Raw genomic sequence first — 1772 nt, 5'->3', positions numbered from 1 at the left:
GCGACAGACGCCCGCCGTAGAGCGGCCCGCGCACGGCGCCGAAGAAGGCCCTGCGGTCGATGCCCATCGTCAGATCCCCCGCACCCGCGGCTCGCCCAGCCGGTCGAGCACCAGCGCCGTCAGCGCCCAGACGAGCGCGTCGAGCCGGTCCGGCGAGCGGCCGGCGGAAAGCCCGTCCGGGCCGAAATCGCACATCTGGTCCTCCAGTTCCGCGAAGGCGCCGGCATGGGCGACCCGCCCCTGCTCGTAGAGCGCGGCCACCGGCTCGGCGCGCAGGAATTTCCCGCGCGTCGCCCGCACGGTCGAGACCGGCAGGGCCGCGTCCACGCTTTTCAGCATCGCCGTCACCATGTCGCCGCCCTGGTTCACCTCGGCCACTACCCGGTCGGCGTCGAACCGCCGGAAGGCGCGCACCACCGCGCCCGCCCAGCCGGCGGGGCTCGCCCCCGTCACCGAGCAGTCGGCCAGCACCACCGCACGCCCCGCGCCGTCCAGCCCCGCGACGACGATGCCGCAGACGGAAGCAGCGGATGCCGTCGCCGGCGGATCGACCGCCACGACGATGCGCGAAAGCGGCCCCGGCGCCTTCAGCCGGATCGCCTCCAGCCGCGAACGCGCCCACAGCGCGTCCTCGCGGTCGGCGATCAGCTCGCCGTCCAGCTCCTGCCGTCCCAGCCGCGTGCCGCCGTAGCGGTCCGCCATCGCCGCGATGAAGCCGGGCGAAAGATTCCTGGCATTATCGGAGGTCGCGATGCGCCGCACCGCCGTTCGCCCGTCGCCGGCCAGCGCCCGCAAAAGCGGCACCGGCCTCGGCGTCGTCGTCACCAGCACGCGCGGGTCCTCGCCGAGGCGCAGGCCGAATTGCAGCATGTCCCAGGTCTCCTGCGCGTGTTTCCATTTCCCGAGCTCGCTGCACTTAGGGATTTCATGCAAGTGCGCTTTGTTAACCCGCAGCGTGGTATGCCGCTGTAAGCATTGGATAAAAAGCAATGGCCGGAAAAATGGATCAGAAGACTAAGGCGTATTCATACGTCCGTATTTCATCTAAAGCGCAGATAGAGGGACGAGGCATTGCGCGTCAGATCGCAGCGGCACAAGAGTATGCTGACAAACATGGATTGGAACTGGACGAGAAACTAGCCGATATTGGTAAGTCAGGTTTTCACGGTCATCACGTAAAATTCGGCGCACTCGGCAATTTCTTGCGGCTTGTGAAAGACGGGCAAATTCCAGTCGGTTCTTACCTGCTCGTTGAATCACTGGACCGTCTTTCCCGCGAAGACGTGCTTACCGCACAAGCACAATTCCTAGAAATCCTGCAAGCCGGCATTACCATCGTTACGCTTATTGATGGAATGGAATACCATCGAGACAAGGACTTTACGCAACTCATTATCTCGCTCACCTACATGAGCCGTGCCAATAACGAATCTGCTGAAAAATCCAAGCGCATCAAGGACGTGATTAGGAAGCGCAAGCAAGACGCGCTCGCCGGAAAGCCTCGATACAATCACCATCTTGTCGGCTGGATCGACCAAAAACGCATCGATGGCACAGCGGATTATGACTTTTCGCTGAACGACAAAGCCAATGCAATCAGGCGAATTTTCGAGTTGGCCGACAATGGTGTTGGCGCATGGTCGATTGCGCGAATGCTGAATACTGAAGGCTTCCCTGTGCTTCGTTCCAGAACGAATGTGGACCAACGCTGGAAAGAAGCCCAGGTACAACTACTCCTCAAAAACGAAATCGTCATCGGTACGTATCAACCG

The 1772-nt window shown here is 62.0% G+C and carries 1 protein-coding gene and 1 pseudogene; one reads left to right on the top strand and one right to left on the bottom strand.

Annotation, left to right across the window (positions count from 1 at the left end; translation table 11 throughout):
- Positions 1-69: 69 nt before the first annotated feature.
- A pseudogene (locus VN004_RS06195) lies at positions 70-915 on the bottom strand (terminase large subunit domain-containing protein); the annotation flags it as partial.
- Positions 916-989: 74 nt separating this feature from the next.
- Here VN004_RS06195 and VN004_RS06190 point away from each other — a divergent pair.
- Positions 990-1772 (top strand): recombinase family protein (locus VN004_RS06190; protein ID WP_325608054.1); only part of this gene is annotated, 783 nt, incomplete at its 3' end.

Origin of the sequence: Pseudorhodoplanes sp. (assembly GCF_035565855.1) — a bacterium.
In the GTDB taxonomy this organism is placed as follows: domain Bacteria; phylum Pseudomonadota; class Alphaproteobacteria; order Rhizobiales; family Xanthobacteraceae; genus Pseudorhodoplanes.
The sequence above is the reverse complement of the archived record's forward strand: the minus strand, read 5'-3'. Positions and strand labels throughout refer to the sequence as shown.